The sequence below is a fragment of the Pseudomonas sp. Y24-6 genome, assembly GCF_020295325.1.
Taxonomy (GTDB): Bacteria; Pseudomonadota; Gammaproteobacteria; order Pseudomonadales; family Pseudomonadaceae; genus Aquipseudomonas; species Aquipseudomonas gregormendelii.
This window is the reverse complement of record NZ_JACBXG010000015.1, coordinates 21,144-47,357: the sequence shown is the minus strand read 5'-3', so window position 1 is coordinate 47,357 and position 26,214 is coordinate 21,144. Positions and strand designations below refer to the sequence as shown.

The window sequence follows — 26,214 nt, the reverse complement described above, 5'->3', positions numbered from 1 at the left end:
CAGCAATGATTCTGGAGTCATCGCCCCTATGAACCACAACGTCATCCTTGTCGTGCTCGACGGCCTCAACCACGAGGTCGCTCGCCACGCCATGGGGCACCTGCAGGCGTATGTCGGCGCAGGACGCGCGGCGCTCTACAAGCTGGAGTGCGAATTGCCGGCGTTATCCCGTCCGCTTTACGAATGCATCCTGACCGGCGTCACGCCAATTGACAGCGGCATCGTTCATAACAATGTCTCGCGCCTTTCCAGTCAGCGCAGCATCTATCACTACGCACGCGACGCCGGGCTCAAGACTGCGGCGGCGGCCTATCACTGGGTCAGTGAACTGTACAACCGATCACCGTTCGTGGCCGCCCGGGACCGTCACACCGACGACCCTGACCTGCCGATCCAGCACGCGCATTTCTACTGGAATGACCACTACCCCGATTCACACCTGTTTGCCGACGCCGAACATCTGCGCCTGCGCCACTCGCCAAACTTCCTGCTGGTCCACCCGATGAACATCGACGACGCCGGGCACAGGCACGGCCTCGACTCCGCGCAATACCGCAACAGCGCCCGCTCCGCCGACATCGTTCTCGCCGACTACCTGCAAGGCTGGCTCGATGCGGGCTACCAGGTTTTGGTGACCGCCGATCACGGCATGAACAATGACCGATCGCACAACGGCCTGTTGGCCGAAGAACGCGAAGTACCGCTGTTCGTGCTCGGCGATGCCTTCAGCCTCGATGCCAGTGCTGCGCCGAAACAGATCGAGATCTGCGGTACGGTCTGCGAGCTGCTGGGCGTGGCCCACGATAAACCTGTGTGCCGGGAGCTGCTCAAATGAACACCATGACTCGCGGCAAATGGTTGGCAGCCCTGTGCCTGGTGCCTTTTGCACTGTTCTTTATCGTGTTCCAGATTGCCCCGCTGCTGTGGGTCATGATCAACAGCCTGGAGTCACAGGAGTCTGGCTGGGGCCTTGCCAACTTTACGAAAATCTTCAATTCAAAGTTCTATCTGCAGGCGATCCAGTACAGCCTCGAGATCAGTTTCTGGTCGAGCGTATTCGGCATCATCATCGCAGTGCTCGGCGCCTATTCCCTGCGCCGGGTCGATTCCAGGCTGCGTAACTTCGTCAACGCCTTCGCCAACATGACCAGCAACTTTGCCGGCGTGCCCCTGGCGTTTGCGTTCATCATCCTGCTCGGCTTCAATGGCAGTTTCACCATCCTGCTCAAGCAGGCCGGGATCATTCAGGATTTCAACCTGTACTCGAAAACCGGGCTGATCATTCTCTACACCTACTTCCAGATTCCCCTTGGCGTGCTGCTGCTGTATCCGGCATTTGATGCGCTGCGTGAAGACTGGCGCGAGTCTGCGGCGCTGCTCGGCGCCAGCGGCTGGCAATTCTGGCGCCACATCGGCCTGCCAGTGCTGACACCCGCGCTGCTGGGCACCTTCGTGATCCTGCTGGCCAACGCGCTGGGTGCCTACGCCACGGTTTACGCCCTGACCACCGGCAACTTCAACGTACTGCCGATCCGTATCGCCGCCATGGTTTCCGGCGACATTTCCCTGGACCCTAACCTCGCCAGCGCCCTGGCCGTGGTACTCGTGGCGTTGATGACCCTGGTGACCATCGTGCATCAGTTGCTGTTGAAGAGGAGCTACCATGTCTCGCGCTGAACGGGGTCCCGCCGGCATCTACCACCGGGTTGTGGTGTACCTGCTGTTTGCCATTCTGTTGCTGCCCCTGGCTGGCACCCTGATCTATTCGATCGCCAGCAGTTGGTCGGCGACCATCCTGCCGAGCGGCTTCACGTTCAAATGGTATGTGCAGTTGTGGAGTGATCCGCGCTTCCTCCACGCATTCGGCCAGTCGCTGCTGGTATGCGTCGGTGCACTGGTCCTGTCAGTGGTGCTGATCTTGCCGCTATTGTTCGTGGTGCATTACCACTTCCCGAAACTCGACGCGCTGATGAACATCCTGATCCTGCTGCCCTTCGCCGTGCCGCCAGTGGTGTCGTCGGTGGGGCTGTTGCAGCTGTATGGCTCCGGCCCGTTCGCGATGGTCGGTACGCCGTGGATCCTGATCGGCTGCTACTTCACCGTGGCGCTGCCCTTCATGTATCGGGCAATCACCAACAATCTGCAGGCGATCAACCTGCGCGACCTGATGGACGCCGCCCAATTGCTCGGCGCCAGCACCTGGCAAGCGGCATTCCTGGTCGTGCTGCCGAACCTGCGCAAAGGCCTGATGGTGGCACTGCTACTGTCGTTCTCGTTCCTGTTCGGTGAGTTCGTGTTCGCCAACATCCTGGTGGGCACCCGTTACGAAACCCTGCAGGTCTATCTCAACAATATGCGAAACAGCAGCGGCCACTTCACCAGTGCGCTGGTTATTTCCTACTTCTTTTTTGTGCTGGTTCTGACCTGGGTGGCCACTATCTTGAACAAGGACAAAAGCGAATGAGCTACGTCAGCGTCCAACATCTGGAGAAAAATTACGCAGGCACCACGGTGTTCAGCGACATCAACTGCGAAATCCACAAAGGCGAGTTTGTCACCTTGCTTGGGCCTTCGGGCTGCGGCAAATCGACCCTGTTGCGCTGTATCGCCGGGCTGACCCCGGTAGATGGCGGGCAGATTTTGCTGGACGGTGTCGACCTGGTGCCCATGAGCCCGCAAAAACGCGGGATCGGCATGGTGTTCCAGAGCTACGCGCTGTTCCCGAACATGACCGTGGAGCAAAACGTGGCATTCGGCCTGCGCATGCAGAAGGTCAATGCCGACGACAGCCACAAACGCGTCGCCGAAGTGCTGGGGCTGGTGGAGTTGAACGATTTCGCCGCCCGCTATCCCCACCAGCTGTCCGGCGGCCAATGCCAGCGAGTCGCCCTCGCTCGCTCCCTGGTGACGCGTCCGCGGTTGTTACTGCTGGATGAACCGCTGTCGGCGCTGGATGCGCGAATTCGCAAGCATTTGCGCGAACAGATCCGTCAGATCCAGCGTGAACTGGGACTGACCACGATCTTTGTCACACATGACCAGGAAGAAGCCCTGACAATGTCTGACAGAATATTCCTGATGAATCAGGGAAAGATCGTACAAAGCGGCGACGCGGAAACCCTGTACACCGCGCCAGTCGATGCATTTGCGGCCGGCTTCATCGGCAACTACAACCTGCTGGATGCCGACAGTGCCTCGAAACTGCTGCAAAGACCGGTCACCGGACGCATCGCCATTCGTCCGGAAGCCATCGAGCTCAGCCTCAATGGCGCGCTGGATGCCCAGGTGCGCAGCCACAGCCTGCTGGGCAACGTGATTCGGTACCGGATCGAAGCCCGCGGCGTGGAACTGGTGGTGGATGTGCTCAACCGCTCAGCCGCAGATCTGCACCCCGATGGTCAGCGCCTGGCACTTTCCATCGATCCGACAGCTCTGTGTGAGGTAGCCTGATGGCCTTGCTGATGTTGAAGAGAGAACCGTACTGATGGCCCTGGCAATTTTTGATCTGGACGAAACCTTGATTCACGGCGACTGCGCCACCCTCTGGAGCGAACAGATGGGCAGGCTGGGCTGGGTCGATCCCGAGTCGTTCATGCGCCAGAACAACGAACTGATGGACGCTTACAGCCACGGCAAGCTGCGGATGGAAGATTACATGACCTTCAGCCTGGAACCCATGATCGGTCGCACCCCCGAAGAGGTCGATCATCTGGTGGGACCGTGGGTGGAAGACTTTATCGAGCCGATCATCTTCAGCGACGCCACCAAGGCCATCGCCGCCCACCGCAAGGCAGGCGACCGGATCCTGGTGATTTCCGCCTCGGGCACCCATCTGGTCAGGCCGATTGCCGATCGCCTGGGCATCGACGAGATTCTCGGGATTGAACTGGAAGTCGCACATGGCGTGTACAGCGGCCACACCGTCGGCACCCTGACCTACCGCGAAGGCAAGATCACCCGATTGCTGGAATGGCTGGATGCCGAAGAAGAGAATCTGGAAGGCGCGAGTTTTTATTCGGACTCACGTAACGACCTGCCGCTGTTGCTCAAGGTGGATTTCCCGCACGTGGTGAACCCGGACCCGATGTTGCTTGAGCACGCCGAAAAAGCCGGCTGGCCGATCCATCTCTGGAAATAACGCAAAACCCTGCAGGAGCAAGGTCAACCTTGCTCCCAAAGGTCGCGGGTTGTCAGGCGAGGCTCTCGTCGATCAACAGCACCACCTTCCCCGCCACGGTATTACTCGCCAACTCGGCAAACGCCGCTTCGGCATCCTTGATCGCAAAAGTCTTCGCCAACTGCGGACTCAACCGTCCTTCGGCAAACAGCGGCCAGACGTGCTGACTCAGGTCGCTGAGCAGGTCGGCCTTGAACTGGTCATCTCTGGCGCGCAGCGTCGAACCCAACAGTTGCACGCGCTTGGCCAGCACCTGGGCCAGGTCCAGCTTGGCCTCCCGACCGCCCATCAGGCCGATCAGGACCCAGCGGCCATCACTGGCCAGCAGTTTGAGATTCAGCGCTGCGTAATTGCCCCCAACCGGATCGAGGATGACATCGAACGGCCCCAGGTCGCTCAGGCTGTCCAGGTCATCGCCACGGATCACCCCACCCTGGGCTCCCAGAGCCTCGCAGTAGGCCAAACGCTCTTTCGACCCGACGCTGACCCAGCACGGGTTGCCAAATGCCTTGCACAGCTGAATGGCAGCTGAACCGATTCCACTTGCTCCGGCATGCAGCAGAACTTTCTCACCGGGTTTGAGCGCCGCAAGTTGAAACAGATTCAGCCAGACAGTGGCGTAAACCTCAGGCAGCGCTGCCGCTTCGGTCAGGGACAATCCGTCCGGGACCGGCAGCACATGCCGCCCGTCGACAACCACCTCTTCGGCCATCCCACCCCCTGCCAACAACGCGCAGACGCGATCACCCACCTGCCATGAAGACCCCGCGCCGACCTCGCTGATGATTCCGGAACACTCCAGCCCCAGCACATGACTGGCCCCGGGAGGGGGTGGATACAGTCCCGCTTTCTGTAGCAAATCCGCCCGATTGAGTCCCGCAGCGGACACTTGAATGCGAACTTGCCCTACATCACAGGTAGGACTGGGCACTTGCGCCCATACCACTTGACCTTCCACGCCTTGCAATGCTTTCACAGTGCCTCCATAGTGAGTCTGGACTGAGCCCGTAGCTGTAGCGTCGGGCTTTCTTGCATTATGCGACCGGCCCTCGTGGAACCGGCGACTTCAAAGACGGCCTAATATGCGTGATCAATTGTCCCCGCGTCGAATCAGCATGAAGCATTTTTTCCCCAGCACCGCCCTAGCTCTAGTCATTGGTATCGGCCTGCTGCCGATGTCGACCAATTCGTTTGCAGCCAACAGCTGGGACAAGCTTCAGCCTGATCGTGACGAAGTGATCGCCAGCCTGAACGTCGTCGAGTTGCTCAAGCGCCATCACTACAGCAAGCCGCCGCTTGACGACGCGCGCTCGGTGATCATCTACGACAGCTACCTGAAGCTGCTGGATCCGTCGCGCAGCTATTTCATGGCCAGCGACATCAACGAATTCAACAAGTGGAAGACCCAGTTCGACGACTTCCTCAAAAGCGGCGACCTCAACGCCGGGTTCACCATCTACAAGCGCTATCTGGACCGCGTCAAGGCGCGTCTGGACTTTGCCCTTGCCGAGTTGAACAAGGGCGTCGACAAGATCGACTTCACGACCAAGGAAACCTTGCTGATCGATCGCAAGGACGCACCTTGGCTCAAGTCCACTGCCGAGCTCGACGACCTGTGGCGCAAACGCGTCAAGGACGAAGTGCTGCGCCAGAAGATCGCGGGCAAGGACTCCAAACAAATCCAGGAAACCCTGACCAAGCGCTACAAGAATCAACTGGCGCGTCTGGACCAGACCCGCGCGGAAGATATCTTCCAGGCCTACATCAATACCTTTGCCATGTCCTACGACCCGCACACCAATTATCTGTCACCGGATAACGCGGAGAACTTCGACATCAACATGAGCCTGTCCCTCGAGGGCATCGGCGCCGTGTTGCAAAGTGACAACGACCAGGTGAAAGTCGTGCGCCTGGTGCCCGCTGGCCCGGCCGACAAGACCAAGCTGGTGGCACCCGCCGACAAGATCATCGGCGTTGCCCAGGGCAACAAGGAAATGGTCGACGTGGTGGGCTGGCGCCTGGACGAAGTGGTCAAGCTGATCCGTGGTCCAAAGGGCACCGTGGTGCGCCTGGAAGTGATTCCGGCCAGCAATGCGCCGAACGATCAGACCACCCGAATCGTGCCGATTACCCGCGAAGCGGTGAAGCTTGAAGACCAGGCGGTGAAGAAGTCGGTCCTCAACCTCAAGCAGGATGGCAAGGACTACAAGCTGGGAGTGATCGAGATTCCAGCGTTCTACCTGGACTTCAAGGCCTTCCGTGCAGGTGATCCGGACTACAAGAGCACCACTCGCGACGTCAAGAAGCTGCTGACCGAGTTGCAGAAAGAGAAAGTGGATGGCGTGGTCATCGACTTGCGCAACAACGGCGGCGGCTCCCTGCAGGAAGCTACCGAGCTGACCAGCCTGTTCATCGACAAAGGCCCGACCGTACTGGTGCGCAATGCCGATGGCCGTGTCGATGTCCTGGAAGACGAGAACCCGGGCGCGTTTTACAAGGGCCCGATGGCGTTGCTGGTCAACCGCTTGTCGGCCTCGGCTTCGGAGATCTTCGCCGGCGCCATGCAGGACTACCACCGTGCACTGATCATCGGCGGCCAGACCTTCGGCAAAGGCACCGTGCAAACCATTCAGCCGCTGAACCATGGCGAACTGAAACTGACCCTGGCGAAGTTCTACCGGGTATCCGGCCAGAGCACCCAGCATCAGGGCGTTCTGCCGGACATCGACTACCCGTCGATCATCGACACCAAGGAAATCGGTGAGAGCGCGCTGCCCGAGGCCATGCCATGGGACACCATCAAGGCCGCCATCAAGCCGGCAGCCGACCCGTTCAAGCCCTACCTGGCGCAGCTCAAATCCGAGCACGACCTGCGTTCGGGCAAGGACGCCGAGTTCGTGTTCATTCGTGACAAGCTGGCACTGGCCCAGAAGCTGATGGAAGAAAAAACCGTCAGCCTTAATGAAGCCGAGCGCCGCGCCCAGCACGCCGATATTGAAAACAAGCAGCTGGTGATGGAGAACATCCGCCGCAAGGCCAAGGGCGAAGAGCCGCTCAAGGAGCTGAAGAAGGAAGACGAAGACGCCCTCGCGGCGGAGCCGGACAAGACCAAACCGGAAGACGACGCTTATCTGAGCGAGACCGGTCGCATCCTGCTGGACTACCTGAAGCTCAATACTGCGGTGGCCAAGCACTAGGACAATGGCGATATAACGGCGACGCTCTGCGGAGCGTCATCAAATAGTCATCAATCTGTCGTGAAATACGGGACCGGACGCGCGCTTGACCAAGCGCTCGTCCGGTCCTTTTTTTTTGCCAGAGATTGCCATGACCACAACCGAACAGCTGAGCGCACTGGGTTCAATATTGACTCAGGGTGGATTGCACAGCCTGTTCCAGCCAATTGTGTGCCTCTCGCAAAAGCGCGTGATCGGCTACGAAGCCCTGAGTCGCGGCCCCTCCAACAGCCCGCTGCACTCCCCGCTCGCACTGTTCGCCGTGGCCCGCCAGGCAGGCCGTCTGAGCGAGCTGGAGATCGCTTGTCGCCAGAGTGCCTGCCGACGCTTCAATGACCAGCAACTCCCCGGCAAGCTGTTCCTGAACGTCTCGCCGGAATCGCTGCTGGAAGCGGCGCATCAACCCGGACGCACGTTGCAGTTACTGCAGGATTTCGGGATTCCGCCCAGCCAGGTGGTGATCGAGCTGACCGAACAAACCCCGACTGATGACTTCCAGCTGTTACAAACCGCGTTGCATCATTATCGGGCCATGGGTTTTTCCATCGCACTGGATGACCTGGGCGCAGGGTATTCCAGCTTGCGGCTATGGTCGGAACTGCGCCCGGACTACGTGAAGATCGATCGGCACTTCATTGACGGTATCCATCAGGACGCGCTCAAACGCGAATTCGTCGGCTCGATCCTGCAAATCGCCAAGGCCTCCCGTGCGCAGGTGATCGCCGAAGGCATCGAGCTGGCGGAAGAACTTGCAGTGCTGACGGAGATGGGGGTCGACCTAGTCCAGGGCTATCTGCTGTGCCGCCCTCAGGAGCAACCGCCGAGGGATGCGCGCAAAATGCTGCCCAAACACGACAGTAGCGCCGTGGCGCTGAACGATGAAGGTTGCGACCTCAGCGCCTTGCTCAACGAACAACCGGCAGTGGCCCGCGAGACGCCGACAGCCACGGTACTGGAAGCCTTTCGCCGCCAGGCCAACCTGAACTCGCTGGCGGTACTGGACGCCCAGGGCCACCCCTGTGGCATCGTCCACAGGCATTCCCTCTCGGACGCATTGCTCAAGCCCTTCGCCACAGACCTGTTTGCCCGCAAGCCGATCAGCCGCCTGATGAGCGATGACTTTCTAGCCGTGGAGATGACCCAATCGCTGCAGCAGGTCAGCCGGCTGATCACCAGCAGGGCGCGGCAGCGCATCGAAGAGGATTTCATCATTACCCTCGATGGCGGCTACCTGGGACTGGGCCGGGTAATCGACGTGCTGAAGCTGATCACCGAACTGAAAATTCAGCAGGCCCGCTACGCCAATCCGCTGACCTTGCTACCTGGCAACGTGCCGATCCAGCAGTGCCTCACTCGTTTGCTCCAGCAGCAACGTGAGTCGGTGATCTGTTACGTGGACATCGACAGCTTCAAGCCCTTCAACGACATCTATGGCTACGGTCGTGGGGATGAAGTGCTGCTGTGCCTGGCGCAATGCCTGAATGACCGCGTGGACCCCTCCCGCGACTTCGTCGGCCATATCGGCGGCGATGATTTTTTGCTGGTACTTGGTCCCGAAGACTGGCGCAAACGCTTGAACCAGCTGGTGGATGATTTCCAGAGCCAATGCCGGCGGTTCTACCGCAGCGAGCACCTGGAGGCCGGCTGCTTTATCGCCCCAAACCGGCAGGGTGTGCGCCAGGAGTTTGCATTGCTGTCATTGTCGATTGGCGTGGTGCACCTGCATCCTCAGGCATGCGCGCAACTCGATGCGAGTCAATTGGCGGAGATGGCTTCCCAGGCCAAACATCATGCGAAGAATGTACCCGGGTATAGCGTGTATCTGATTGACAGTCTGGTGGTGTCCGGGCGGGCGCCTTCGCGGGCAAGCCCTCTCACACAGGGATCTGTGTTGGTAAAGGATTTTGCAAGCGACACATAAATCTGTGCGGGCTCGCCCCGAAGGCGTCAGACCAGACACTAATTATCCAAAGGACCGCGAGACGCCAACTCCTGCAGCTTGATCTCAGCCAAGGGATGCCCGGCCTTCGCCGCAATCTTCCAGAACCGCGTCGCTTCAACCGGATCCGGCGCCTTGCTCGCCGTCCCGGCCAAACTGAACACGCCTACCTGATACGCTGCCTTGCCATCCCCCGCCAACGCCGCCAGACGCAACAATCGCACGCCTTCCTCACGAGCGCCCAGGCCGACACCACGAAAGGCCAGGATGTGCCCATAGAAGCTTTGCGCCCCTGCATCGCCCAGGTTGGCCATGCGTGCGAACTGACCTTCGAGCCAGCTCCACCCCCGGGGCTGACGCACGAACCACGACCAGTGAAACAGCCGGCGGGCCAGCCAGTAACCGGCCCGAGCCTTGAGCTTGAGGAACACTCAGGCCTCTGCCGATTCGGGGTATTCGTACTCAAACACCCGAACCACCTCCGAAGCGTGCCAGGACGCGGCGGCCACACCATCCGACGGCCCGGAAAAACGCCCAAGGCGTTCAACACATTCAAAAAAACCGGTACGTGGCAGGCGGCTGGCACCCTGGCTGATCACCAGCGAGCTGCGCAATGGCTGTTCCGCCTTGGCGTCCAGTGCGGCCAGGTGCTCAAGTGCCGCAGTCAGGGTCTGCATGGCAGGTGTCGGCAGCTGCAATCGCTCCAGCAATGCGCGGTACGTCAGTAAATGTCGCTGCCGTCGCGCCTGATCCAGTTCGCCCAGCAACCCGTCCCAATGTTGACGACTGATGCGTACCGTCACGATTCGTCCCTCCACCCTGGCACTGTCAGTTCCCAGGCCAGGCTGCGGCGAATCGCAGCGTCGGGTAGACGCTCGCCACTTTCAATCAAGGCCAGATAAGACGGGCTGATGCCTACCGTGCGGGCGAGCGCCTCAATGGCGATGCCCTTTGCTTCGCGCAAACTGCGTAATTGATCCAGACCTGGAAGAATCTGGTCCGGGTTTGCCACGGGAGGTTGTGGTGCGACCCGCGGCGATGGCTGGTCAATGCCTGCTGCTTTCAATAAAGCCTGGTACTGAGCCCACGGCAGAACCGCATACTCGGGCTCGCCTTCGCGTGTGATTATCTGAATATCCATGACTTCCCCGTAGGACAACGACACTTTGCGAGTCGGCACTTTTCCCTTGAAGTGTAATCCTAACAGCGACCACGGTCGCGGACCACGGTCACGAGGTGCATGAATACAGGGACGATTTTCTATCAGATCATGGTTTTTTCCGGTTTTGCAGCTGAAGTTGCTCCGGTGTGTCAGGCAGCCGCTCCACCACTGCCAGCTTCTCCGGCAATTGGTGCTTGCGCCAGGCACGAAAGGCAGACAACTCGTCATCCAGTACTTTCATGAGCCAGGCCAGCACGGCGATATCGTCAAGCATCCCGAACATGGGAATGAAGTCGGGGATCGCGTCCACGGGACTGAGGAAATACATCAAGCCGGCCACTACCGAAATCAGCGCCTTGGGGCTGATCGCGCGGTACTCTCCTCGCCAATAGGCCAGGCACAATGCCTGCAGCAGGCGCAGGTCTTCCTTGAGCTTGCCCAGGCGGTTGCCCTGACTGGCACCTTTGCTGGCGACAGCGAACAGCAAAGTCGGTAGACGGCCCCGAGCAAGCAGCCGGCCGGCCAGTGGCAGGAAACGGGCAAAGTTCCAGGGTGCTTTCATATTTCCTCCCGCTGAAATGTTATCCACACAAATTGTGGATAACCTTGTGAACAGAGCTGCATTTTGTCGCTGAAGCCCCCGTTTCATAAGGGCTGAGCTCAGATCGGGCGTTTTTTACTCACATAAAAAAACCCAACATTTCATTGACTTGGCGCCCCAGCGCAGCTAGCACAGGCGCCTTCAATGGCTATGACTGCATCCTGCCACGTCCGTTCGTTTTGTTTGAGTTCGTTAAATCCCGAATGCAACAACGCCCCGCATGAGCGAGGCGTTGGTTCACAACAGACGCAAATTACTTGGCTGCGTCTTCCTGTTTTGCCGGATCCTTGATCGCCAGCAGTTCCAGGTCGAATACCAGCACCGAGTTGGCCGGGATTGCCGGGCTTGGGCTTTGCGCGCCGTAAGCCAGTTCGCTAGGAATGTAGAGCTTGTACTTCTCGCCTACGTGCATCAGTTGCAGGCCTTCGACCCAACCCGGGATCACACCGCTGACCGGCAGGTCAATCGGGCTGCCACGTTCAACGGAGCTGTCGAACACGGTGCCGTTGGTCAGGGTTCCGGTGTAGTGCACAGTCACTACGTCGGTCGGCTTGGGCTGGGCGCCGTCGGCCTTTTTGACGACTTCGTACTGCAGGCCCGAAGCAGTGGTGGTAACACCCGCTTTCTTGGCATTGTCTTCGAGGAATTTCTTGCCAGCGGATGCCGACTCTTCGCTCATTTTAGCCATGCGCTCTTCAGCACGCTTCTGCAGCGCGGCGAAGGCTTCGACCAGCTCTTCATCTTTCAGTTTCTGTTCTTTCTTGCCAACGGCATCTTCGATGCCCTGGGCAACGGCTTTGGAGTCCAGATCATCCATGCCTTCCTGAGCCAGGCTTTTGCCCATGTTCAGGCCAATCCCGTAGGAAGCTTTTTGCGCCGGGGTTTTCAGCTCTACGCTGGTCTGCGAATCACAACCCGCAAGTACCAGGCTAACCAGGGCCACCGCCGCCGCCAACCGATGCTGTTTCATGCTATTTCCTTGTTCATGCGCCTAAAGGGCAATCGAATAAAGCCGCGAGCTTATCAGGCGGCCACGACCAATGGCTACCGGCATGAGAGCAGGAAACGTCTGATAAGTTCAGGTGTTGTAACGCATTTCGGCATTCGGCGGGTGAAGCTTCTGTCATCTACTTCCCACGGCGGCGAATGTCTTGCGCTGGTGCAATGACGCTGACAAGGCAAAAGCCAAATCGCAGACGAAAAAAAGCCCGCACTAGGCGGGCTTTTCCGTGGTGACCTGGCGTTCAGCATTCCAGATTACCGAATATGGCGCAGCGGACGGGACTCGAACCCGCGACCCCCGGCGTGACAGGCCGGTATTCTAACCGACTGAACTACCGCTGCGCGAAACGCTTGAAACGAATGGTGGGTGATGACGGGATCGAACCGCCGACATTCTGCTTGTAAGGCAGACGCTCTCCCAGCTGAGCTAATCACCCTTCGCTTCGTTACGGGACGCATTATGCCACAAGTTTTCGCAATGTGTTGATTTAATTGAATATTTTTCAAATAAATCAGAAAACTGGTGAAACGACACGCCCTGCAGGAACAACGTACAAACTTGAGGCAGAAAAAAACCCGCCTAAGCGGGCTTTTCCGTGGTGACCTGGCGTTCAGCATTCCAGATTACCGAATATGGCGCAGCGGACGGGACTCGAACCCGCGACCCCCGGCGTGACAGGCCGGTATTCTAACCGACTGAACTACCGCTGCGCGTAACACTGAATGCGAATGGTGGGTGATGACGGGATCGAACCGCCGACATTCTGCTTGTAAGGCAGACGCTCTCCCAGCTGAGCTAATCACCCTTCACGTTCGGTGTGGCGCGCATTCTACGGAGCACCCCCCTCTCTGGCAAGCACTTTTTAAAATAATTTTCCGAGCCCTTCCAAAGGCTTAGAGAAGGGTTGGCCTATGGCACCGCGAAGAGAATAATGCCCCCCTTTGCATATAAGGAGAGACTCACCCCATGTGGTTCAAAAACCTGCTTATCTATCGCCTGACCCAAGATCTGCCTTTTGATGCCGAGGCGTTGGAAACTGCACTGGCCACCAAACAGGCGCGTCCATGTGCAAGCCAGGAGTTGACCACCTATGGCTTCGTTGCGCCGTTCGGCAAGGGCGAAGATGCGCCCCTGGTCCATGTCAGCGGCGATTTCCTGCTGATCTCGGCCCGCAAGGAAGAGCGCATTCTGCCAGGCAGCGTCGTACGTGACGCGGTCAAGGAAAAGGTCGAAGAGATCGAGGCCGAACAAATGCGCAAGGTCTATAAAAAGGAACGCGACCAGATCAAGGATGAAATCATCCAGGCCTTCCTGCCGCGCGCATTTATCCGTCGTTCGTCCACCTTTGCTGCCATCGCGCCAAAACAGGGGCTGATCCTGGTCAACTCCGCCAGCCCGAAACGCGCCGAAGACCTGCTCTCCACCTTGCGCGAAGTTATTGGCACACTGCCAGTGCGTCCGCTGACCGTGAAGATGTCGCCGACCGCCACGATGACCGAATGGGTCACCACCCAGAAAGCGGCGGACGACTTCTTTGTGCTGGACGAGTGCGAGCTGCGTGACACCCATGAAGATGGCGGCATCGTGCGCTGCAAGCGCCAGGACCTGACCAGCGAAGAAATCCAGCTGCACCTGAGCACCGGCAAGGTGGTTACCCAGCTGTCGCTGGCCTGGCAGGACAAGCTGTCCTTCGTCCTCGACGACAAGATGGTGGTCAAGCGCCTGAAGTTCGAAGACCTGCTGCAGGATCAGGCGGAACAGGACGGAGGCGAAGAAGCCCTCGGCCAGCTGGATGCCAGTTTCACCCTGATGATGCTCACCTTCGGCGACTTCCTGCCAGCATTGGTGGAAGCATTGGGCGGAGAAGAGACGCCCCAGGGAATCTGATCATTCAGAGCGGCAGCGCCTGTAAAGAGATCGCAGCCTTCGGCAGCTCCTGCATTGGAATGCGTTTCCCGTGTAGGCGCTGCCGCAGGCTGCGATCTTTTTTTGCAAGCAGCGTATGCTTAGCTCCCTAACGCTTTCATACAATAAGGATCAGGCCATGCGCGCACTGGCTGCATTGAGTCGCTTTGTCGGCAACACCTTCGCCTACTGGGTAGTGATTTTCGCCGTGTTAGCATTCCTCCAGCCCGCTTGGTTCGTCGGTCTCAAGGTGGCCATTGTGCCGCTGCTGGGGCTGGTGATGTTCGGCATGGGCCTGACCCTCAAGCTCGAAGACTTCGCTGAAGTGGCCCGCCACCCGTGGCGCGTGGCGCTGGGCGTCGTCGCGCATTTCGTGATCATGCCCGGCATGGCGTGGTTACTGTGCCAGGTGTTCCAGTTGCCGGCGGAAATTGCCGTCGGCGTCATTCTGGTCGGCTGCTGCCCGAGTGGCACGTCGTCCAATGTCATGACCTGGCTGGCCCGCGGTGACTTGGCGCTGTCGGTGGCTATCGCGGCAGTGACCACCCTTCTCGCCCCGCTGCTGACCCCGGCGTTAATCTGGTTGCTGGCTTCGGCCTGGCTGCCGGTGTCTTTCATGGAGCTGTTCTGGTCGATCCTGCAAGTAGTGCTGCTGCCGATCGTGCTCGGCGTACTGGCTCAGCGCGTGCTCGGCGAGCGGGTTCGTCACGCAGTGGAAGTACTGCCGCTGATTTCGGTGGTCAGCATCGTGATCATCGTCGCCGCCGTGGTGGCTGCCAGCCAGGCCAAGATTGCCGAATCGGGTCTGTTGATCATGGCCGTAGTCATGCTGCACAACAGCTTCGGTTATCTGCTGGGCTATTTCACCGGCCGTTTGTTCAAGCTGCCACTGGCCCAGCGTAAATCCCTGGCGCTGGAGGTGGGCATGCAGAACTCTGGGTTGGGTGCCGCGCTGGCCAGCGCACACTTCTCGCCACTGGCAGCGGTGCCCAGCGCCCTGTTCAGTGTTTGGCACAACATTTCAGGGGCGCTGCTCTCGACCTGGTTCCGGCGGATGAGTGAAAAGCAGGACCGTGAGACCGCCATGCGACAAGTCACTGACTGAGCCGGAAACTTGATCCCCAGGTTAATAATGGGCACTATACTGCGCATCGCGAGGACGACCTTGCGGCTCGATCGAGTCATTTACCTGGGGACGACCCCGTCAATCGATGGAGGTCTTACATGTCCTGGATCATTCTGTTTTTCGCCGGCCTTTTCGAAGTAGGCTGGGCCGTGGGCCTGAAGTACACCGACGGCTTCAGTCGTCCGCTTCCCACGGCCCTGACCATTGCAGCCATGGCCATCAGCCTTGGCTTGCTGGGCCTTGCCATGAAGGAGCTGCCGCTGGGCACCGCTTATGCCATCTGGACGGGCGTCGGCGCTGTCGGCACCGTGATCGCCGGGATCATCCTTTTTGGCGAGTCCATGGCGCTGTTCAGGCTGGCCAGTGTCGCCCTGATCATCGCAGGTCTGGTCGGACTCAAGATCAGCGCCTGAACCAGCGTGGCGGCTATGAAAAAGCCCGCTCCCACTGTCGATCGGACAGCAGGGGCGGGCTATTTTTTTGCAGCAGGTATCAGTCGATCAACTTTCCGCCAGCGCCATGCGCTCACGGGTGACCGGTGCCCGTTCCGCGTGCTCAAGCTGCATGCACCGTTCCAGGAACAAGTACATGTAGTCATAGCTTTTGCGAATCGCCTGGCGTAACTCAGCCTGCAATGCCTGGCTCGGATTCAGGCCCGCCAGGGTGCAGATGATTTCCAGCGCCTCCCACGGGTGGGCGTCGTCGTACTGGGCGTGCATCTTCAGCCACTTCATGGCGCGCTTGCGTTCCTCTTCGGGGAAGGAGGCGGCATACACGCCATTGGAACAGACCACCGCTGACCACTCCCCCGTCGCCCCTTCAATGGCGTAGTTGGTCGCGGCGATGGCCACGATCAGCGAATCGGACGAACTGGTGTGCCAGCACCAGTGACTCAATGCATGAAGTTCAGGGGCAACAGTTTGTGCCTGCAACTCTTCCAGTGTTACGCCATGCGCCCGGCTCCAGTGCACCCAGTAGTCGGCATGATTAAGCTCCACTCGAATATTGCGCATCAACCAGCGCCGCGCCATGTCTTCGCCAGGGTGTCGGGCAAAGCGGGTCTTGGTCAGGTTCTGCGCCATATACAAGGCAAACTGTTCGACGACCGGCCAGCCACCAATGAGGTAGTGGCGCATGGTCTTCGCACTGAGTTTGTTGTCACGCAGCCGTTGATAGAGTTCATGTTCAACCACCCGGCGTTTGTTCTCGCTGCAGTCCTGAATCAGGCGTTGTGCCCAGTTCGGATAACTTGCAGCTTCCATGAGAGGTCCGGTTCTGATGAATGTGTCGATCACTGTCGAGCTCCTTTTGATTGTGATTTGAAGGATCGGCAAGATGTTTCAGCGAAAGGTGCCCGGCGCCTTGAATAACAAAGGCTGAGGCCTCGCCGGACGACTCTGCAAACTTTCACAGGTAAACAGGTGCGGGCGTTCAATCACATACCCTTGAGCATAATCGACCCCAATCTCAAGCAGTGCCTGCTCGATCTGTGGTGTTTCGACAAACTCGGCAATCGTGCGTTTACCCATTACATGACCGATGTGATTAATCACTTCGACCATGGCGAGGTTAATCGGGTCGTCCAGCATATCCTTTACGAAACTCCCGTCGATCTTCAGGAAGTCTACAGGTAAATGTTTCAAGTAGGCGAATGAAGACATTCCGGCACAAAAATCATCAAGTGAAAAATGGCAACCTAAACCTTTGAGTTCATTGATAAACCTAATCGCACTCCCCAAATTTGATATCGCACTGGTTTCATTAATTTCAAAACAAATCATTTCAGGAGGGATTGAGTAAACAACAAACTGTTTACGCAGGAAGTTCAGAAATGCGTCATCTCCTATAGTAGTGCCTGACAGATTAATCGCACACATGGCCAAAGGACCTTTGTGATTTTCCTGTATGCATTGCGCAATGATCTTGAATACGTTCTCCACTACCCAGCGATCAAGGGAAGTCATTAGCCCATAACGTTCCGCCGCCGGTATGAAACTGTCCGGTAGTATCATTCGCCCGGCTTCATCATGCAGACGCAACAGGATTTCAATATGTCCACCGCCCTCCTCTACATGCCCGAGCGGCGCGATCTGTTGGGCATAGAGGCAGAACCGGTTGTCTTCCAGGGCCATATGCAGGCGTTGTACCCAAGCCATCTCGCCAAAGCGCAGGGACAGCTCCGAATCATCGGCGTGGTAGACCTGAATGCGGTTGCGCCCCTTCTCCTTGGCCATGTAGCAAGCCATGTCGGCGGCACGCAGAGAGGCTTCCAGGGTCGTTGGATGCTGAGTGACATGTACCAGGCCGATGCTGACAGTGGTCACGAATGGGCGGCCTTTCCATACGAAGTGCAGGTTCTGAACCGTCTGACGCAGGCTGTCGGCGATCTTCTCGGCAGCGTCGGGCGCGCAGTTTTCCAGCAGAATGCCGAATTCGTCGCCCCCCAGCCTGGCCAGGGTGTCTCCCTCACGCAAACCTGACTGCAACAGGGCACAAATGTGCCGCAGCAACTCATCACCGGCCGCGTGGCCGCAGGTATCGTTGACCAGCTTGAACTGGTCCAGGTCGAGAAACATCAGCGAGTGACGCCCGGCCTGACGCGTCAGATTGTGCAGGGCCTGCTCCAGGCGGAACTCGAACTCGCGGCGGTTGGCGAGCCCGGTCAGGGCGTCGTGCGTGGCCTGCCACGAAAGATTGGCAATGTACTGGCGCTCCTGGGTCATGTCGTGCAGTACCAACACGGTGCCACTGACCTTGCCGGCGTTACGGATCGGCGCGCCCACCAATGTCACCGAAACGGTGCTGCCATCCAGGCGCTGGATCAGCTTGGAGTGCTCGCTGCCGCCTCTGAGCTGACCACTGAGGATATGTTCGATCAGGGTGAAACCTTCCGCCTGGGCATTTTCATCCAGCAAGTTGAACAGCGCCGCCAACGGCAAACCTGCGGCCTGTTCGGCTTTCCAGTGGGTCAGCGCCTCGGCCGCCGGGTTCATGTAGGCAATTGCGCCGTCGACGTCGGTCGTGATGACGGCGTCGCCGATCGATTGCAGGGTGATCTGCGCCCGATCCTTTTCCAGCTGCAAGGCGTCGGCAAAGGCGTGGCGCTGCTTGAGCAGTTTGTGGGTGCGCATCAACGCCAGCGCAATCAGGCCCAGCGCGGTGGCAAGGTTGATCACCAGCAGCAGGCGCAGGATCATTCGCGAGCCCTCGCCCAACGCATCACTAAAGGCCTTGGCCGCAGGCGTGACACCGTCATTGATCGCAAAAATCCGGTCTTTCCAGCGAGTGACGTCGGCATCCGACGCCTGGCCGTCGGTCATGCGCTGCTGCATTTCGCTGGCGACTTCATCGAGCTGCACCAGATAGTCGTCACCGACTGTCCACAGGTCGATGGCTTTTTCCAGATAGCTGAAATTGCGAAAATTAAGGTAGAGCCAGATCAGGCTGGACACATCGTCGGGGTGATTGCCCCCTTTGAGGATCGCCAGCCGGGCGGCCTCGAGGTCGGGCGGCTGGTGATCGAGGGCCAGGCGCAGCTCATGGCCGCCATGGGGCACGGCGATGGCGTTCTGATACTTGAGGAAAATCGCCTCGTCGCGATTTTCCGCGTAGAGGTTCAGGTAATAGATGGCGTCTTTCTGGCCTTTGGACCACAGGCTTTCACCGGCCACGTAGCCGCGAACCGCAGACAACACATATAGACTGAAGCCACCCAGCAGCGCCTGAAATAACACGACGGCGATGAAAGGCCATACGATGCCCAGCAACCGTGGAGTTCCGAGAGTCCGCGTTTGATTCATGAGGTCCCTTGCATTAGCACTGCCAGATCATCATCCCGACGTGATCGCTACCCCCAGACTAGGGGGCGTTCTCGCTCCCGGCAAGTCAGAGCCCTGCTGACGAGGCTAGTGCTGCTGCAAATGCCCGTAAAGCTTGGCGTACAGACCGCCGTCTGCAATCAGCTGCTGGTGATCGCCGTCCTCGGCGATCTGCCCCCCGTCGAACACCAGCACCCGGTCAGCCTGTTTCACGGCGGAGAGCCGGTGGGCGATGATCAGGGTGGTGCGATGACTGAGGAAGCGCGTCAACGCCTGGTGCAGGTTGTATTCGGTGGCGGCGTCCAGCGCCGACGTAGCCTCGTCGAGGATCACTACCTTGGGCTCGGCCAGCACCATGCGGGCAATCGCCAGGCGCTGGCGTTGGCCGCCGGACAAACGCACGCCGGATCGGCCGACGATGCTGTCCAGGCCATTGGGTAATTCCCGTACCGTGTTATCCAGTTGGGCAATTTCCAGGGCCTGCCAGCAGGCTTCGTCGCTGCGTTCGCGGCCCATGGTGAGGTTGGCACGCACGGTGTCGTTGAACAGCGCGGGATGCTGCAGGACCACGGCAACATTCTCGCGCACGGTCTCCAGGCCGATTTCTTCCTGGGTAGAACCGCCGAAACGAATGGTACCGGCCAGGGGTGTGTACAGGCCGAGCAGCAGTTGCACCAGTGTGCTCTTGCCACCGCCACTGGCACCAACGATCGCGACCTTTTCCCCCGGCGCTATCGACAGGTTCATCTTGTTCAGCACCAGCTCATCGCCATAGCTGAAGCTCAGGCCCTGGACTTCGATGCCCACGGTTTCGCGACCCTGGAACGGATCGACGCCCCCCTCGTATTGCGGTTCGTCGGCTCGGGCGAGCAGCTCGTTGATCCGCGACAGGGCGCCGCCGGCTGCATAAAAGGCGTATTGCAGGTTCAACAGTTGCTCCACCGGGCCGATCATGAACCACAGGTAGCTGAAGACCGCGAGCATCTGGCCGATGGACAGGTCGGAAAACAGCACGGTGAGCATCGCTGCGGCGCGAAAGATGTCGATACCGAACTGGAACAGCAGGCCGCTGGCGCGGTTCGACGCATCGGTTTTCCACTGCGAGGTGACTGCGTAATCCCGCACTTCCCGGGCGCGCTGCCCGAGTCGACCGAGGAAAAAGCCCTGGCGGTTGCCGGCACGGACTTCCTGAATGGAGTCGAGGGTTTCGGTGAGTGCCTGGGTGAAGCGCGAGGTGCTGTCGTTCTCCAGTTTCTTCAAGTGCTTGACCCGTTTCCCGAGCAACACCGTGGCGTAGATCACCAGCGGGTTGAACAGCATGATCAGCAGCGCCAGCTTCCAGTGCATCCACATCAAAATACTCGCCGTGCCGACCAGGGTCAGCATGGCCACCAGGAAACGGCTGAGGGTCTCGCCAACGAATTTGTCGAGGGTGTCGAGATCGGTCACCAGATGCGTGGTGACCGTACCGCTGCCAAGGCTTTCGTACTCCCCCAGGGAAATTCGCTTGAGCCGCTCGATCAGGCGCAAGCGAATGCGGTAGACGATGTCCTTGGCCAGCGCTGCAAACAGGCGCGCCTGCACCACGTTGAACAACAGGGCGGCGCACCGCAGGCTCAGGGTGACCAGCAGCATCAGGCCTATGTAGCCCGCTGCTTTCTGCCAGTGCTCCGGCAGTGCGTGGTTCATGATCTTCAGCGCTGAATCGCCATGCCCCAGCAGCACCTCATCCACCAGCAGTGGCAGCAGCAAGGGAATCGGCACGCTGCACAAAGTGGCCAGGACCGCTACGCCGTTGGCGATCCACAAGGCTTTTTTATGCTGCAGGGCCAGGCGACGTATTTCGGCCCAGCTCAGTCGATCCATACGCTTGGGAGAGGGTTCATCGTCAGGCAGGTCATGCACAGGCGGCGCGCTCCAGCCAGCGGCCAAGCAATGGCGACAGCTCGCTGAGCGGTTGATAACCATTGGTCAGCAGCGCCAATTGCCCGTCCCGCTCGGCCAGCAATGTGGGGAAGCCGGCAATGCCAAGATCCTGGACCCAGGTGAAATCGGCGGCAGTCGCGGCGTGCTGGTCGGCACGGTCAAATGCCGCGGCGAACTCGATGCGAGGGACCCCGGCCTGCTCCGCCAACTCGACCAGGACACTGGCCTGGGTGACGTCGCGCCCCTCGGCGTAGAACGCATGCTGAATCAAACCGAGCAATGTCCACGCACAGTCGGCTGCCAGGCCACGCGCGGTCACGAGCGCCCGGCACGCGGGTTCGGTGTCGTAGACAAAGCCGTCGGGCAATGCGCCCTCAAGCTTGAACGGCTGGCCGGTGGCATCAGTCACCGCCTGCCAGTGTTCGAGAATATAACGTCGGGTGGTCGGTTCCAGCGCCGAACCACTACCGGTGCGCAAGCCGCCCACTACCAGATGCACCTCAACCCCGGCTGCGCGCGCCTGCTCGACCAGGGCTTGGGCCACCGGAGCAAAACCCCAGCACCAGGAGCACATCGGGTCCATCACATAGAGCAGGCGGCGCGCAGACATGGGATCAAGCCTCGGAAGGAGTTTGCTTGTAGTTGTAGCCAATCGGATGCGGCATGTTGCGCGCTTTCGCCAGTTCGATCTGCTTCTGCCGGTCGATGGCGCTACGGCGAGTCTTCTCGCTCAGCTTATCCCAGCAATGCGGGCAACTGATGCCTGGCACGTAGTGCTCGGATGCACGGTCTTGCACGCTCACCGGGGTGCGGCAGGCATGACATTGATCGTAGTCGCCTTCGCTGAGGTCGTGGCGCACCGTGACCCGGTTATCGAAGACAAAACAGTCGCCCTGCCATTTGGTTTCTTCCTGCGGCACCTCTTCAAGGTACTTCAGGATGCCACCCTTGAGGTGATAGACCTCATCGAAGCCCTGGCTGAGCATGTAGCTCGAAGCCTTTTCGCAACGAATGCCGCCGGTGCAGAACATCGCGACCTTCTTGTGCACGGCCGGGTCGAAGTGTTCCTTGATGTAGTCTGGAAATTCGCGAAAGCTGGTGGTCTTCGGATCAATGGCGCCTTCGAAGGTGCCGATGGCCACTTCGTAGTCGTTGCGGGTATCAATCAACAGCACTTCAGGGTCGCTGATCAGCGCGTTCCAGTTCTCTGGATCAACGTAGGTACCGACTTTTTTGTTCGGATCCACGCCTTCGACGCCCAGGGTGACGATTTCTTTCTTGAGCTTGACCTTGGTGCGGTAGAACGGCTGCTCGTCGCAGTACGATTCCTTGTGATCGATATCGTCCATGCGCGGGTCGTTCTTGAGCCAGGCCATGAGCCCATCGATGCCTTCACGGCTGCCGGATACGGTGCCATTGATGCCTTCTTCGGCGATCAGCAGCGTGCCTTTGATGCCGTTGTCGACCATCGCCTGCAGCAAGGGCTCGCGCAGGGTGACGTAATCTTCCAGGGTGACGAACTTGTACAGTGCCGCCACAACAATCTGTTGTGTCATCGGGTGTTTCTCCAGGTGGCTACCCTCGTAAGGGGTGAACCGGATTCAAAAAAAAACGCGCCGGGTTAGCGGCGCGTTGCGGATTCTAGCAAAAAAAATGTGGTTTCTGTAGGAGCAAGGCTCGCCCGCGATGGCAATCTCGAGGACGCTATCGCGGGCAAGCCTTGATCCCACACAAGCCGTGCACCTGCAGCAGGTGATCTCAGTGCTTGCTGCCGCCAGCACAGGTCGGCGAGGCCGGAGCCGCGTCCATCTGTGCCCATTCCTCAGGTGTGTAGGTATGCAGCGCCAACGCATGAAACTCGCCCATCATCTCGCCAAGCGTGCCGTAGACTTTCTGGTGACGCTTGACGCGGTTGAGCCCTGCAAACTGCTGGCTGACGATCACAGCCTTGAAGTGAGTCTGCAACCCACGACTGTGCATGTGGCTCTCATCCAGCACTTGCAGGTGCTCGGGCTGTAACAGGCCCAGCGTCGATTCAATGCGTTGTTGCATGGTCATGCCCGACTCCGCTTAAGGCTTTTTCTTGGCAGGAGCTGCGCCCTTGGGCTCGAGCTCCGCGGTCATGTCAGCCAACAGTTTGTTGACCACAGGGACCGCGCTTTCCAGCTTGGCCTGAGTCATCTGCGCCGATTGCTGGGTCAGTTGCGGCATTTTTTCCAGGACTTTCTTGCCCAGTGGCGACCGGTAGAAAGCGACCAGGTCCTTGAGCTCCGATTCACTGAAGTTGGTGGTGTAGAGCTTGACCATGTCCGGCTTCAGCTTGTTCCAGCCAATGGCCTGGTCCAGCGCTGCGTTGGCCTTGGCCTGGTAGGTTTCCAGCAGGGCTTTTTTCGACTCGGGAGCTTTGGTCTGTTCAAAGCGCTGAGCGAACATTTGCTGCACTTGCATGTACACCGGAGTGCCCAGTTTGTCAGCGTGCGCCAGGGTCAGGAAAGCCTCGGCACTGGCGTTGTGGCTGGCGGTATCGGCAAAAACAGGGCCGCTGGCGCAAACCAGTGCAACCGCGGTACAGATGGCACGAAGACGAGTCATCGAGTTTCCTTTTCTAGCAGGCGAGGTAAAACCCCAAGGGCGTCCATTCTGCGCCTAAAAAAGTGTGTCACTCAACCCCAAGCCTTGTGGGGCCTAATTTAGAGGGGTCCAGCAGGCAATTTCGACACCGATGGAACCACCACGGACGATCACGGCCTAAACTGCGCTAACTGACCTACAGGAGTGTGCACGATGAGCCGTATCGAAACCGACAGCCTTGGCGAGGTGGAAGTCCCGGATGAGGCGTACTGGGGCGCTCAGACGCAACGCTCGCTGGTCAATTTCGCGATTGGCAACGAACGCATGCCACTGGCGGTGCTGCATGCGCTGGCCTTGATCAAGAAAGCCGCCGCACGGGTCAATGACCGCAACGGTGACGTGCCGGCCGACATTGCCCGCCTGATCGAACAGGCGGCCGACGAAGTGCTGGACGGCAGCCACGATGATCAATTCCCGCTGGTGGTCTGGCAAACGGGCAGCGGTACCCAGAGCAACATGAACGTCAATGAGGTGATCGCCGGTCGCGCCAACGAATTGGCCGGTAACCCGCGGGGCGGCAAATCGCCGGTTCATCCCAACGATCACGTCAACCGCTCCCAGAGTTCCAACGACTGCTTCCCCACCGCCATGCACATCGCAACCGCCCAGGCGGTGCAACAGCAGCTGCTGCCGGCGATCAGCGAACTGTCCGGCGGGTTGGCGGAGCTCTCCGCCCGGCACATGAAGCTGGTCAAGACCGGGCGCACCCACATGATGGATGCCACGCCGATCACCTTCGGCCAGGAACTGTCGGCATTCATCGCACAGCTGGATTACGCCGAACGAGCGATCCGCAGCGCGTTGCCCGCCGTCTGTGAACTCGCACAGGGCGGCACCGCAGTCGGCACCGGGTTAAATTCGCCCCACGGTTTTGGCGAAGCGATTGCCGCCGAACTGGCAGCCCTTTCCGGCCTGCCGTTTGTTACGGCACCGAATAAATTTGCCGCGCTGGCAGGGCATGAACCTTTGACCACCTTGTCGGGTGCGTTGAAGACCCTTGCCGTCACCCTGATGAAAATCGCCAACGACCTGCGCCTGCTGGGCTCCGGGCCGCGTGCCGGTTTCGCCGAAGTGAAACTGCCCGCCAACGAGCCGGGCAGTTCGATCATGCCGGGCAAGGTCAACCCAACTCAGTGCGAAGCCTTGTCGATGCTGGCCTGCCAGGTCATGGGCAACGACGTGGCTATCGGTTTTGCGGCAAGCCAGGGGCACCTGCAGCTGAACGTATTCAAGCCGGTGATCATTCACAACCTGCTGCAATCGATCCGTCTGCTGGGCGATGGCTGCAGCAACTTCCAGCAGCATTGCATTGCCGGCCTGGAACCGGATGCTCAGAAAATGGCTGAACATCTGGAGCGTGGGTTGATGCTGGTGACAGCGTTGAATCCGCATATCGGTTATGACAAGTCCGCGGAGATAGCCAAGAAAGCGTATGGCGAAGGGCTGACATTGCGTGAGGCGGCGTTACAGTTGGGATACCTGACCAGTGCAGAGTTCGATGCCTGGGTACGGCCGGAGAATATGCTGGAGGCTGGGGCCAAAGGTTAAGTAACGCAGGGGCCGGTAGTCCTTCATCGCGGGCAAGCCTTGCCCGCGATGAACGATGACGCGGTCTAACTGGCCGCCAACCGCGCCCGCCGCGCCCTCAGTCCGGCAATCAATGAAGGCCCCAGCGCCACCAGCGCCGAGCCCAACACCACCAGCACGGCCCCGCCATAGCCCAGGCCATTGATTGTCTCGGCATGCACGTACGCCGGCCAGAGCCATGCGGCGACAGCCACCGCAGCGAAAGTCACCAAAGGTGTGATCGCCAGCGTCGCACTCACCCGCGAAGCCTCCCAATGGGCCAGCGCCTCGGCGAATGCACCGTAGGCAATCAAAGTGTTCATGCAGCACGCCAGCAGCAGCCAGCCCTGCAGCGGGCTCAGTTGCAGCACCTCCAGCGGATGCACCCAGGGGGTCAGCAGCAACCCGCAAAACAGGTAGATCACCATCATCACTTGCAGCGAATTCCATACCGTCAGCAGTTGCTTCTGCCCCAAGGCATAGAAGGTCCAGACCGTGGAAGCCAGCAGGACCAGCAACACGCCGGCGGTGTAGTCGCTCAGGGAAGTCAGCAACTCACTCAGGCGCTGGTTGAAGAACAGCACGAAGCCGATCAGCAGCACCAGCAGCCCAATCCCCTGCCCTACGCTGAAACGCTCCTTGAACACAAACAGACTGGCGATCAGCAACATGATCGGCCCCATCTGTACCACCAGTTGTGCCGTACCGGGGCTCAGCAGGTTCAGGCCCATCAGGTACAACACGTAGTTGCCGACCAGCCCCAGCACCGCCATCACCACCAGCCAGCCACCGCGCGGACCGAGGACCTTGCGACTGGGCAGGCGCCTGGTGGCCGCCAGGTAGATGAACAGGCAACTGCCGGACACCATCAGGCGAAACCAGGTCACCGTCACCGGGTCCATCACCTGCAGCACCTGCTTGAGCTTGATCGGCAGGATTCCCCACAACAGCGCGGTCAGCAAGGCCAGGAACAGGCCATAGACCCAGCGACCGGATGAAATGTGCATGCGTACCTCAACAAGGCCAGACGGCAAGAACTGGTCATTCTAGGCCCATGCACTGTTGGTACACAGGCACAGTTGCCCACTTGCCGCGCATGCAACTGTGCAGGTCGCATGCCGTCG

Annotated in this window: 25 protein-coding genes and 4 tRNA genes; 11 read left to right on the top strand and 18 right to left on the bottom strand. The window is 59.3% G+C overall.

Going from position 1 to position 26,214, the window contains the following annotated elements:
- Window positions 1–28 precede the first annotated feature (28 nt).
- Genes HYI44_RS24335 through HYI44_RS24315 form a run of 5 tightly spaced genes read left to right on the top strand, consistent with a single transcriptional unit; the run spans window position 29 to window position 4,138 of the window.
- A complete protein-coding gene (locus HYI44_RS24335) occupies window positions 29–835 on the top strand; it encodes an alkaline phosphatase family protein (RefSeq protein WP_122841371.1) in 807 nt (268 codons plus the stop codon).
- Window positions 832–1,677 carry an ABC transporter permease gene (locus tag HYI44_RS24330; protein WP_122841372.1) on the top strand — a complete coding sequence of 282 codons (846 nt, stop codon included), beginning with the start codon at window positions 832–834 and terminating at the stop codon, window positions 1,675–1,677. The genes HYI44_RS24335 and HYI44_RS24330 overlap by 4 nt, the downstream gene beginning before the upstream one ends.
- Window positions 1,664–2,464: an ABC transporter permease gene (locus HYI44_RS24325; protein ID WP_122841373.1), complete on the top strand. Its 801-nt coding sequence runs from the start codon at window positions 1,664–1,666 to the stop codon at window positions 2,462–2,464. Before HYI44_RS24330 ends, HYI44_RS24325 begins: the two co-directional genes overlap by 14 nt.
- Window positions 2,461–3,450: an ABC transporter ATP-binding protein gene (locus tag HYI44_RS24320; protein ID WP_045058074.1), complete on the top strand. Its 990-nt coding sequence runs from the start codon at window positions 2,461–2,463 to the stop codon at window positions 3,448–3,450. Before HYI44_RS24325 ends, HYI44_RS24320 begins: the two co-directional genes overlap by 4 nt.
- A 34-nt stretch (window positions 3,451–3,484) precedes the next feature.
- Entirely contained in the window at window positions 3,485–4,138 is a 654-nt protein-coding gene (locus tag HYI44_RS24315) for an HAD family hydrolase (RefSeq protein ID WP_122841375.1), read from the top strand.
- 52 nt (window positions 4,139–4,190) lie between these two features.
- Here HYI44_RS24315 and HYI44_RS24310 read toward each other — a convergent pair whose 3' ends face one another.
- A complete protein-coding gene (locus tag HYI44_RS24310) occupies window positions 4,191–5,153 on the bottom strand; it encodes a zinc-binding dehydrogenase (RefSeq protein WP_225570718.1) in 963 nt (320 codons plus the stop codon).
- A 139-nt stretch (window positions 5,154–5,292) separates the two neighbouring features.
- Between HYI44_RS24310 and HYI44_RS24305 the strand changes: the two genes are divergently transcribed.
- Together HYI44_RS24305 and HYI44_RS24300 are read left to right on the top strand one after the other, a co-directional pair.
- Window positions 5,293–7,374 carry a carboxy terminal-processing peptidase gene (locus HYI44_RS24305; RefSeq protein WP_163019545.1) on the top strand — a complete coding sequence of 694 codons (2,082 nt, stop codon included), beginning with the start codon at window positions 5,293–5,295 and terminating at the stop codon, window positions 7,372–7,374.
- Between the two features lie 130 nt (window positions 7,375–7,504).
- Window positions 7,505–9,334 carry a bifunctional diguanylate cyclase/phosphodiesterase gene (locus tag HYI44_RS24300; RefSeq protein WP_225570717.1) on the top strand — a complete coding sequence of 610 codons (1,830 nt, stop codon included), beginning with the start codon at window positions 7,505–7,507 and terminating at the stop codon, window positions 9,332–9,334.
- A gap of 38 nt (window positions 9,335–9,372) precedes the next feature.
- Here the strand turns inward: HYI44_RS24300 and HYI44_RS24295 are convergent, their stop codons facing one another.
- The 9 genes from HYI44_RS24295 to HYI44_RS24255 form a co-directional block, all read right to left on the bottom strand.
- The gene (locus tag HYI44_RS24295; protein WP_045058070.1) at window positions 9,373–9,783 is read right to left on the bottom strand and encodes a sel1 repeat family protein; all 411 of its coding nucleotides are present in this window, start codon (window positions 9,781–9,783) and stop codon (window positions 9,373–9,375) included.
- A complete protein-coding gene (locus HYI44_RS24290; RefSeq protein WP_045058069.1) occupies window positions 9,784–10,155 on the bottom strand; it encodes a hypothetical protein in 372 nt (123 codons plus the stop codon). It lies immediately after the preceding gene.
- On the bottom strand, window positions 10,152–10,493 hold the full coding sequence (locus HYI44_RS24285) for a helix-turn-helix domain-containing protein (RefSeq protein ID WP_045058155.1): 342 nt from the start codon (window positions 10,491–10,493) through the stop codon (window positions 10,152–10,154). Before HYI44_RS24285 ends, HYI44_RS24290 begins: the two co-directional genes overlap by 4 nt.
- A 127-nt stretch (window positions 10,494–10,620) precedes the next feature.
- On the bottom strand, window positions 10,621–11,076 hold the full coding sequence (locus HYI44_RS24280; protein ID WP_225570716.1) for a YkvA family protein: 456 nt from the start codon (window positions 11,074–11,076) through the stop codon (window positions 10,621–10,623).
- 292 nt (window positions 11,077–11,368) lie between these two features.
- Window positions 11,369–12,085, bottom strand: coding sequence for an FKBP-type peptidyl-prolyl cis-trans isomerase (locus HYI44_RS24275; protein ID WP_045058067.1), 717 nt, complete (start codon window positions 12,083–12,085; stop codon window positions 11,369–11,371).
- A gap of 297 nt (window positions 12,086–12,382) precedes the next feature.
- Window positions 12,383–12,459 (bottom strand) — tRNA-Asp (locus tag HYI44_RS24270).
- 19 nt (window positions 12,460–12,478) lie between these two features.
- Window positions 12,479–12,554 (bottom strand) — tRNA-Val (locus HYI44_RS24265).
- Between the two features lie 197 nt (window positions 12,555–12,751).
- Window positions 12,752–12,828, bottom strand: a tRNA-Asp gene (locus HYI44_RS24260).
- A 19-nt stretch (window positions 12,829–12,847) separates the two neighbouring features.
- Window positions 12,848–12,923, bottom strand: a tRNA-Val gene (locus HYI44_RS24255).
- 161 nt (window positions 12,924–13,084) lie between these two features.
- Here HYI44_RS24255 and rdgC point away from each other — a divergent pair.
- The 3 genes from rdgC to sugE all read left to right on the top strand — a co-directional run bounded on the left by rdgC (window position 13,085) and on the right by sugE (window position 15,562).
- On the top strand, window positions 13,085–14,005 hold the full coding sequence (gene rdgC, locus HYI44_RS24250) for a recombination-associated protein RdgC (protein WP_045061665.1): 921 nt from the start codon (window positions 13,085–13,087) through the stop codon (window positions 14,003–14,005).
- A 157-nt stretch (window positions 14,006–14,162) separates the two neighbouring features.
- On the top strand, window positions 14,163–15,128 hold the full coding sequence (locus HYI44_RS24245) for a bile acid:sodium symporter family protein (RefSeq protein ID WP_225570715.1): 966 nt from the start codon (window positions 14,163–14,165) through the stop codon (window positions 15,126–15,128).
- 119 nt (window positions 15,129–15,247) lie between these two features.
- Window positions 15,248–15,562: a quaternary ammonium compound efflux SMR transporter SugE gene (sugE, locus tag HYI44_RS24240; protein WP_045061667.1), complete on the top strand. Its 315-nt coding sequence runs from the start codon at window positions 15,248–15,250 to the stop codon at window positions 15,560–15,562.
- Window positions 15,563–15,649: 87 nt separating this feature from the next.
- Here the strand turns inward: sugE and HYI44_RS24235 are convergent, their stop codons facing one another.
- The 7 genes from HYI44_RS24235 to HYI44_RS24205 all read right to left on the bottom strand — a co-directional run bounded on the left by HYI44_RS24235 (window position 15,650) and on the right by HYI44_RS24205 (window position 23,485).
- Entirely contained in the window at window positions 15,650–16,411 is a 762-nt protein-coding gene (locus HYI44_RS24235; RefSeq protein WP_263868979.1) for a TenA family transcriptional regulator, read from the bottom strand.
- A 78-nt stretch (window positions 16,412–16,489) separates the two neighbouring features.
- Window positions 16,490–18,949: an EAL domain-containing protein gene (locus HYI44_RS24230; protein WP_225570714.1), complete on the bottom strand. Its 2,460-nt coding sequence runs from the start codon at window positions 18,947–18,949 to the stop codon at window positions 16,490–16,492.
- A 105-nt stretch (window positions 18,950–19,054) separates the two neighbouring features.
- Window positions 19,055–20,833 carry an ABC transporter ATP-binding protein gene (locus tag HYI44_RS24225; RefSeq protein WP_225570749.1) on the bottom strand — a complete coding sequence of 593 codons (1,779 nt, stop codon included), beginning with the start codon at window positions 20,831–20,833 and terminating at the stop codon, window positions 19,055–19,057.
- Window positions 20,834–20,864: 31 nt separating this feature from the next.
- A complete protein-coding gene (locus tag HYI44_RS24220) occupies window positions 20,865–21,467 on the bottom strand; it encodes a DsbA family protein (protein ID WP_205895994.1) in 603 nt (200 codons plus the stop codon).
- Between the two features lie 40 nt (window positions 21,468–21,507).
- Window positions 21,508–22,449: a rhodanese-related sulfurtransferase gene (locus HYI44_RS24215; protein WP_225570713.1), complete on the bottom strand. Its 942-nt coding sequence runs from the start codon at window positions 22,447–22,449 to the stop codon at window positions 21,508–21,510.
- Window positions 22,450–22,651: 202 nt separating this feature from the next.
- Window positions 22,652–22,951, bottom strand: coding sequence for a BolA family protein (locus HYI44_RS24210; protein WP_045061673.1), 300 nt, complete (start codon window positions 22,949–22,951; stop codon window positions 22,652–22,654).
- Window positions 22,952–22,963: 12 nt separating this feature from the next.
- The gene (locus tag HYI44_RS24205; protein ID WP_045061674.1) at window positions 22,964–23,485 is read right to left on the bottom strand and encodes a DUF2059 domain-containing protein; all 522 of its coding nucleotides are present in this window, start codon (window positions 23,483–23,485) and stop codon (window positions 22,964–22,966) included.
- A 192-nt stretch (window positions 23,486–23,677) separates the two neighbouring features.
- Here HYI44_RS24205 and HYI44_RS24200 point away from each other — a divergent pair, with 192 nt between their 5' ends.
- On the top strand, window positions 23,678–25,072 hold the full coding sequence (locus HYI44_RS24200) for a class II fumarate hydratase (protein ID WP_225570712.1): 1,395 nt from the start codon (window positions 23,678–23,680) through the stop codon (window positions 25,070–25,072).
- A 65-nt stretch (window positions 25,073–25,137) separates the two neighbouring features.
- Here HYI44_RS24200 and HYI44_RS24195 read toward each other — a convergent pair whose 3' ends face one another.
- Window positions 25,138–26,097 (bottom strand): DMT family transporter, encoded by a 960-nt coding sequence (locus HYI44_RS24195; protein ID WP_122841386.1) that lies wholly within the window; start codon window positions 26,095–26,097, stop codon window positions 25,138–25,140.
- Window positions 26,098–26,214 lie beyond the last annotated feature (117 nt).